The 7,337-nt window shown below is 68.4% G+C and carries 8 protein-coding genes; 7 read left to right on the top strand and 1 reads right to left on the bottom strand.

All coding sequences use genetic code 11. The annotated features are described in order from the left end of the window. The 5 genes from ACFFIO_RS05070 to ACFFIO_RS05050 all read left to right on the top strand — a co-directional run. Positions 1-383 (top strand): aldehyde dehydrogenase family protein (locus ACFFIO_RS05070; RefSeq protein ID WP_378040497.1); only part of this gene is annotated, 383 nt, incomplete at its 5' end. A gap of 2 nt (positions 384-385) precedes the next feature. Continuing rightward, positions 386-1,660 carry a CaiB/BaiF CoA transferase family protein gene (locus ACFFIO_RS05065; protein WP_378040496.1) on the top strand — a complete coding sequence of 425 codons (1,275 nt, stop codon included), beginning with the start codon at positions 386-388 and terminating at the stop codon, positions 1,658-1,660. Next, positions 1,657-2,520, top strand: coding sequence for an enoyl-CoA hydratase/isomerase family protein (locus ACFFIO_RS05060; RefSeq protein ID WP_378040495.1), 864 nt, complete (start codon positions 1,657-1,659; stop codon positions 2,518-2,520). Before ACFFIO_RS05065 ends, ACFFIO_RS05060 begins: the two co-directional genes overlap by 4 nt. Continuing rightward, on the top strand, positions 2,517-3,230 hold the full coding sequence (locus ACFFIO_RS05055) for a MarR family winged helix-turn-helix transcriptional regulator (protein WP_378040494.1): 714 nt from the start codon (positions 2,517-2,519) through the stop codon (positions 3,228-3,230). The genes ACFFIO_RS05060 and ACFFIO_RS05055 overlap by 4 nt, the downstream gene beginning before the upstream one ends. Before the next feature lie 152 nt (positions 3,231-3,382). Continuing rightward, positions 3,383-3,928, top strand: a complete 546-nt coding sequence (locus ACFFIO_RS05050; RefSeq protein ID WP_378040493.1) for a CarD family transcriptional regulator — start codon at positions 3,383-3,385, stop codon at positions 3,926-3,928. Between the two features lie 135 nt (positions 3,929-4,063). Here the strand turns inward: ACFFIO_RS05050 and ACFFIO_RS05045 are convergent, their stop codons facing one another. After that, entirely contained in the window at positions 4,064-5,002 is a 939-nt protein-coding gene (locus ACFFIO_RS05045) for a PaaI family thioesterase (protein ID WP_378040492.1), read from the bottom strand. Between the two features lie 396 nt (positions 5,003-5,398). On the opposite strand from ACFFIO_RS05045, the gene ectA reads away from it, so the two are divergent. Beyond that, positions 5,399-5,818, top strand: coding sequence for a diaminobutyrate acetyltransferase (gene ectA, locus ACFFIO_RS05040; protein ID WP_378040491.1), 420 nt, complete (start codon positions 5,399-5,401; stop codon positions 5,816-5,818). Between the two features lie 167 nt (positions 5,819-5,985). Beyond that, positions 5,986-7,284, top strand: a complete 1,299-nt coding sequence (gene ectB / locus ACFFIO_RS05035; protein WP_378040489.1) for a diaminobutyrate--2-oxoglutarate transaminase — start codon at positions 5,986-5,988, stop codon at positions 7,282-7,284. Positions 7,285-7,337 lie beyond the last annotated feature (53 nt).

The following is a 7,337-nucleotide window of genomic DNA, read 5'->3' as shown; positions in this document are numbered from 1 at the left end:
AGGGGCCCCTGACCGAGGGCTTCTACCACGTGCCGACCATCTTCGGCGGGGCCCGGAACGACTTCCGCCTGGCCCAGGAGGAGATCTTCGGCCCCGTGCTCGTCGCGATCAAGTGGAAGGACGTGGACGAGGTCGTCCAGATGGCCAACGACTCCCACTACGGCCTGGCCGCGTACGTCTGGACGCACGACCTGGACAATGCCCTGAACACCGCGCACCGGATCGAGTCCGGCTGGGTGCAGGTCAACCAGGGCGGCGGCCAGGTGGTGGGCCAGTCCTACGGCGGGTACAAGCAGTCCGGCATGGGCCGGGAGGCGTCCCTGGAGGGCATGCTCGAGGGCTTCACGCAGATCAAGCAGATCAACGTCAAGCTGCGGGGTTGAGCATGGCCGGGAACAACATGGCCGGGAACAACGCCCTGCCCGACGGCGGCGGGTCACCCGCCGCTGCCGGAGCGGCCCTGCCGCTGGCTGGGATCACCGTGATGGACCTGTCCCGGGCCCTGGCGGGGCCGTACTGCACGGCGCTGCTGGGTGACCTCGGAGCCGACATCATCAAGGTGGAGTCCGCCAAGGGCGGGGACTCCACCCGGTCCTGGCCACCGTTCGAGGACGAGCACTCGCTCTACTTCGACTCCACGAACCGCAACAAGCAGTCGATCGCGGTGGACTTCTACACCGAGCAGGGCCGTCAACTGCTGTGGGACCTCGCGGTGTCCGCGGACGTGCTGGTGGAGAACTTCCGCCCCGGGGTGCTGGCCACCATGGGCCTGGACCCGGAGGCGCTGCGCGCGGCGAACCCCGGTCTGGTCATCGCCTCCGTCTCCGGCTTCGGGACCACCGGCCCGCTGGCCCAGGCGGCCGGACTGGACCAGGTGGCCCAGGGGATGTCCGGACTGATGTCCGTGACGGGCTCGGACGCGGACTCTCCCACCCGGGTCGGGGTGCCGGTGATGGACCTCTACGCGGGCGTCTTCACCGCCGTGGGGATCTGTGCGTCGCTGGCCGGCCGCCCCGGCAACGGGGGGCGAGGGCACGAGGTGGGGACCTCCCTGCTGGAGGCCGGACTGGCCGTCTCGGCGTTCCAGGGCCAGAACTACCTCAGCACGGGTACCGTCCCGGTGCCGCAGGGCAACAACCACCCGGTGCTCTCCCCGTACGGGGTCTTCCGGACCGCCGACATCCCGGCGATCATCGCGGTGGGCAACCAGGCGCACTGGAAGAAGTTCTGCGCGATCATCGGCGCGCCCGAGCTCGAGGAGGATCCGCGCTTCGCCCTGGGGCGTGACCGCTCGGAGCACCGGGCCGAGCTGACCGAGCTGATCGAACAGAAGCTGGTGACCCGTCCCGGGCTGGAATGGATCGAGGCTTTCCGCGCCGCGGGGATCCCCACCGGACCCATCTACACCTACGCCCAGGCCTTCGAGGACCCCCAGGTGCAGGCCTTGGACATGGTGCAGACCGTCCAGCGGCTGGACGGCTCGGCGCTGCCCCTGCTGCGTGGGCCGCTGAGCATCGACGGCACCGCCGCCGGCGTGCGCAAGGCGCCGCCCGCCCTCGGTGAGGACACCCGGTCTGTGCTCGAGGGCCTGGGCCTGGACGAGGGTCAGATCGCCGGCCTCGTCGAGGCGGGCATCGTGCAGGAAACGGTGCGGTCATGACCGAGACCACTGCGTCCGGGGGATCGGTGGAGGTGTCCCAGTCGGGGTCCATCGCCACCCTCACCCTGTCCAATCCCGGGCGGCGCAACACCATGACGGAGGCCATGTGGCGGGCCCTGGAGCCGGCCTGCGCCCGACTGGCCGATGACGCATCGGTGCGGGCCGTCGTCGTACGGGGGGCCGGAACGGATTTCTCCGCCGGGGCGGACATCTCCGATCTGCGCGCCATCCTGCGGGACGAGGACTCCGGGCACCACGACGGTGGCGCCGTGGCCGCCGGTGAGGCGGCCCTGGTCGGACTTCACAAGCCGACCATCGCCGCCGTCGAGGGCTACTGCCTCGGTGGCGCCTGGCAGATCGCGGCGGCCTGTGACATCCGGCTGGCCTCGTCCGACGCGACCTTCGGGATCACCCCGGCGAAGATCGGGATCGTGTACCCGACCGCCGGGATCGAGCGACTCGTGCGCATCGCCGGGCCGGCCACCGCCAAGTACCTGCTGTTCAGCGGCGACTTCGTGGACGCCGAGCGGGCCCGCGTTCTCGGGCTCGTCCAGGCGGTCCACCCCGCCGAGACCTTCTGGGACGACGTGGACACGTTCGTGCAGCGGCTCGCGGCACGCTCCCAGCTGTCCATCCAGGCCATGAAGGACATCGTGGACACCATTGGTGCGGCGGGCGCCGGCGATGACAGCGGGGCGGAACTGCGGGACGCCAGCGACCACTGGCAGCACCTGATGGCCACCGCCGGAGACGCCGAAGCCGGGGTCGGAGCCTTCTTGGCCAAGAGGACCCCCGAGTTCACCTGGAACGGCGGGCGGGACACCCAGCGGCGAACCAATACGGGAGAACCCGCATCGTGACCCCTCCGCTCCGGCACGATCCCGTGGCGCAGGCCCATCACAACTGGACCGGCCACGGGTGGGGCGAGTCCGCGGACGCCATGGCCGCTGTGACCTCCCTCTTCCGCGTGCAGCAGATCCTGATGGCGCGCATCGACACCGTCCTGCGGCCCCTGGACCTGACCTTTGCCCGCTTCGAGATGTTAACGCTGCTGGGGTTCTCCCGGACCGGGGCGATGCCGCTGGCCAAGGCCTCGAGCCGGCTCCAGGTCCATCCGACCTCCGTCACCAACACCGTGGAACGACTGGGACAGGCCGGGCTCGTGGAACGCCAGCCGCACCCCACGGACGGTCGGGCCAACCTCATCGCCATCACTCCGCAGGGCCGAGACCTGGCCCTGCAGGCGGCGCGTGAGCTCAACCGGGAGGTCTTCTCGGACCTCGGCCTGCCTGCGAGGGACCTGACGGGCCTGAACCGCATCCTCGGCACCCTGCGCTTCGCGGCGGGGGACTTCGCCGAGCCCAGTGCGCTGATGGGCGGCAGCGTCCCGGACACCGAATCCGGAGTGGTCCCCGACGCCGCTTCAGGTTCCCGCGCCGGGGCCGGCGAGGCGGCCACCGAGGTCGCGCTCGGCATGGGGGAGGAGGGGGCCACCCCGCCGGGGCGCACGCCGGACCATGCCGGAGCCGAGCCCGCGTGGCCCCGTAAGCGCAGGTTGCCGAGAGCATAAGGCATTATGCCGCCCAGCGCACCCAAGGACACGCCGCCGACTTGTTTTTTGAAACAAATAATGAGAGAATGAATTGGTCATTTTCCCGGTGGTTTGCTTCTGCTTGCCCCGGTGACATCTCGGTGTAAGCAACAGGAAGGTGCATCCCACCCATGCGTCTGGTTCCCGGTCAGTTTGTTGTCCATCCCCACCACGGCCCCGCGATCGTCCTCGATCGCCAGGTCCGGCAGTTGAAGGGCAAGGACGTCGCGTATGTGGAACTGGACATCCAGGACAAGGGCTTGCGCATCTCCGTTCCCGAGTCGATGGTCAAGGACATCGGTGTCCGCGATGTCAGCAGCCATACCCAGGTCCGCAAGCTGATGTCCCTGCTGGCCAAGCCCAGTGAGCACGTCGAGGAGCAGTGGTCCCGCCGGCTGAAGGCCTTCCAGGAGAAGCTCGCGACCGGAGACCTGCCCCGCGTGGCCGAAGTGGTCCGCGACCTGCACCGCCGCCAGGCCGAGAAGGACCTGTCCATGGCCGAGCGCACTCTCTACCGTGATGCCGTGGAGATCCTCGCAGCCGAGGTCGCCATCGTCCTGGACATCTCCGTGGTCGAGGCCGAGGACGTCATGGTCCAGGCCATTGACGGCACCCCACTGAAGGACCTGGGCCTGGATCGCGGCAAGGATTCCAAGCACGCCAAGCAGGCCGCCTAGCGAAGCCCCGCCCTCCGATGTGAGGGTGTGAACTGAAAGCCCGCCAGCCCCGGTCTCGGGGCTGGCGGGCTTTCGTGCCTGTGGAGAGGCTCCGGCATGCTCCATGGTGGCCGTGGCGGCTCCGATCACGGATCGTCACCGGGCCGCGCGGAACACCGCCTCGGCCTGGACGAACGGTTTGGATGCCGCGGGGTTCCCGACGTCGGTCACGCCGCCGACCAGCTCCACGTCCACGATGCGCAGGGAACGCCCGGCGTGCCGCACCCTGGTGCGTGCCGTGACGGCGCCCCGGGCAGGGCGGAGGAACAACGCCCGCAACGACTGCAGGTCGTAGTCGGTGCGGTCCGGCATCGCCTGCTGGGCTGCCAATCCGCTCATCATGGTCAGGGCACCCCCGTGCACCGCGCCGTGCGGGTTCATCAATTCCTCGTTGTCGGCGAACAGGGGTCCCGGTCGGAAGCCCTCACTGACCCGAGGCCTGTCGTCGTCAGTGGTCCCGGGGGTGCCCTGCATGCGCAGCATCGTTGCCAGGGGCACCTCGGTCTCCGGACCGAGTGGCAGTGCCGCCATGCGGCTGTAGTGGTCGAGTGCGTCACTGGAGTTGGCACCGACGCCCTGGAACCAGCCGACGGACTGGACATGGATGGTCCCGTCGGGCCCCTGCAGGGTGCCCTGGGACATGCCACCCATGGAATCCACCAGGACTGCACTCGTCCAGGCTTCCAGGACCGTTCCGTCGGCCGGGAGGGGAAGAATGAAATTCAGCTGCAGTTCAGTGGTGACGATCCAGTCCAGGTCGGCCGCCGCGGCATGGATCGAGGTCGCCAGCGTGTTGTCCATGACCACGGCGGCCGAGAGGCCGGAGGGGCGCCCGTCGGGGTCCAGGGACCAGATGCCGGTCGTCAGGGACCCGGTCCGTTCCGGTGTGCCGTCGTGTTGAGGCCTCTGGAGCTGGACGCGCATCAGCTGCTCGGTCCGGCCCAGCGGCTTCTGCGGGCGAGGAGAGGCGGGCGACGGGCCCAGTGGCTGACTGGAGGTGGAGGCTTCCTGGTGGGCGGCTCCTGAGGGCGTCACAGCGCCGGGTCCTGAGATCGGAGGGGTCATTCCAGCAACCTAGCGCAGGGTTGAACTCCCGCGGACCGTGAGTCGCCGTGACGGGGCTCATATCACGTGGTCATCGAGCCTGCAAAGATAACGGAATGATAAAGATCTCATAGTGTCCGTTCGGCCCCAAAAGATTTGCCCGGGCAACCGCGTCAGCTATGGGATGCGGCGGCGTGTCGGACGGAGCGATATTCGGCCGGAGAAGGGGCCAAAACCCCGGAAATCCGCCAGACCGGGCTTGAATTCAGATTTCATCTCGTTAGGTTGGAGGGGATGGCAGATGATGCAGACACAGCACTGACCACCCGACCGACAGCCCCCGTGCTCCGCCCTCCGAAGACTGAGGATGGAGCGGCGTTGTGGCACATGACCAAGGACTCGAAGGTCCTCGACCTCAACTCGTCCTATTACTACCTGCTCTGGTGCCGGGACTTCGCCGACACCACCGTGATTGCCGAGATCGACGGCAAGCCTGCCGGCTTCGTCACCGGCTACCTCCGGCCTGACGCCCCCGCCACGCTGATGGTGTGGCAGGTGGCCGTGACCGAGGCCGCCCGAGGCCATGGGCTCGCCTCCCGCATGTTGGACGAACTCGTCGCCCGCACCTCCGCCGAGGCGCTGGAGACCACCATCACGGATGACAATGCGGCCTCCCAGCGACTGTTCGCGAGCCTCGCCGAGCGCTTCGGAGCGGATCACCAGATCACCCCGCTGATCACCGCGGAGATGTACCCGGACGGACATGACACGGAATACCTCCACCGCATCTCTCCCCTCGCGGAGTAGTCGCGCCGTCAACGCGTCGTAGCGCTGCCGATACCGTGCAGCGGCCTCGCCCAGTGGCCGGCAAGCCTCAGCGCGACCCGAACTTGAATCCATCACCACTCGCCATCGCCCCCACCGACCATGCAGGCCGTCCACCACACGGATGCCCGCCAAGAAAGGGATGAACCATGGACACCACCGTCTTCACCACCATCGAATCCGAGGTCCGCAGCTACAGCCGCAGCTGGCCCACCGTCTTCACCCAGGCCAAGGGCGCCGTCCAGACCGCCGAGGACGGCACCGAGTACCTGGACTTCTTCTCCGGTGCCGGCGCGCTGAACTACGGGCACAACCACCCGCTGCTGCAGAAGGCCCTGGTCGAGTACATCACCAGCGATGCCCCGGTGCACTCCCTGGACATGATGACGCCGGCCAAGCGGGACTTCCTGCAGACCTTCAGTGACGTCATCCTGAAGCCGCGCGGACTGGACTACAAGGTCATGTTCCCCGGCCCGACGGGTACCAACACCGTGGAGGCCGCCCTCAAGCTGGCCCGCAAGGTGACCGGCCGCCAGCACATCCTGTCCTTCACCAACGCGTTCCACGGCATGACCCTGGGCTCGCTGTCCGTGACCGGCAACTCGATGAAGCGCAAGGGCGCCGGCATCCCGCTGACCAACAGCTCGAAGATCCCGTATGACGACTACTTCAACGGTGAGACCGAGGACTTCATGTGGCTGGAGCGTGTCCTGGAGGACTCCGGCTCCGGCGTGGACAAGCCGGCCGCCATCATCGTGGAGACCGTCCAGGGTGAGGGCGGCGTGCGTGCCGCCCGCCTCGAGTGGCTCAAGCAGCTCTCCGATCTGTGCGGCAAGCACGAGATCCTGCTGATCGTGGACGACGTCCAGGCCGGCTGCGGCCGAACCGGCACCTTCTTCAGCTTCGAGGAGGCCGGCTTCACCCCGGACATCGTCTGCGTCTCCAAGTCGATCTCCGGTTACGGCCTGCCGATGGCCCTGACCCTGTTCCGCCCCGAGCTGGACGTGTGGGAGCCCGGCGAGCACAACGGGACCTTCCGCGGCAACAACCCGGCGTTCGTCACCGCCACCGCCACCCTGAAGGAGTTCTGGGCCGACGACTCGTTCCAGAAGGGGCAGCTGGCCGAGGCCATCGCCACCGTGCATGGAGCCCTGGAGCAGATCGCCGCCTCCGTGGACGGTGCCTCCGTCCGTGGCCGCGGACTGCTGGCCGGCCTGCACTTCGCCGACACGGAGGTGGCCGGCAAGGTGGCCGCCGAGTCCTTCCGGAACGGCCTGCTCGTGGAGACCTCCGGTCCCGACGACGAGGTCCTGAAGCTCATGCCGGCCCTGACCGCCCCGAAGGACCAGCTGGAGCGTGGCATGGGCATCATCGCCGCCGCCGTGGCCAAGGTGACCGGCACCGACGTCGCCTATCAGCCGGAAACCGGCGCTCTCGCCGCCGCCTGAGTCCCTCAGCGCCCCGGCGCTTTCCTCCACGGCACCGACGGCTGTACGTTGTG

Origin of the sequence: Citricoccus parietis (assembly GCF_042433045.1) — a bacterium.
GTDB lineage: Bacteria > Actinomycetota > Actinomycetes > Actinomycetales > Micrococcaceae > Citricoccus > Citricoccus parietis.
Note: the sequence above shows the minus strand (reverse complement) of the source record. Positions and strands in the feature narration are given on the sequence as shown.

Coding starts and splice junctions, on each gene's coding strand:
- ACFFIO_RS05050 (WP_378040493.1), top strand. CDS start 3,383: ATGCGTCTGGTTCCCGGTCAGTTTGTTGTCCATCCCCACCACGGCCCC.
- ACFFIO_RS05065 (WP_378040496.1), top strand. CDS start 386: ATGGCCGGGAACAACATGGCCGGGAACAACGCCCTGCCCGACGGCGGC.
- ectB (WP_378040489.1), top strand. CDS start 5,986: ATGGACACCACCGTCTTCACCACCATCGAATCCGAGGTCCGCAGCTAC.
- ectA (WP_378040491.1), top strand. CDS start 5,399: ATGACCAAGGACTCGAAGGTCCTCGACCTCAACTCGTCCTATTACTAC.
- ACFFIO_RS05060 (WP_378040495.1), top strand. CDS start 1,657: ATGACCGAGACCACTGCGTCCGGGGGATCGGTGGAGGTGTCCCAGTCG.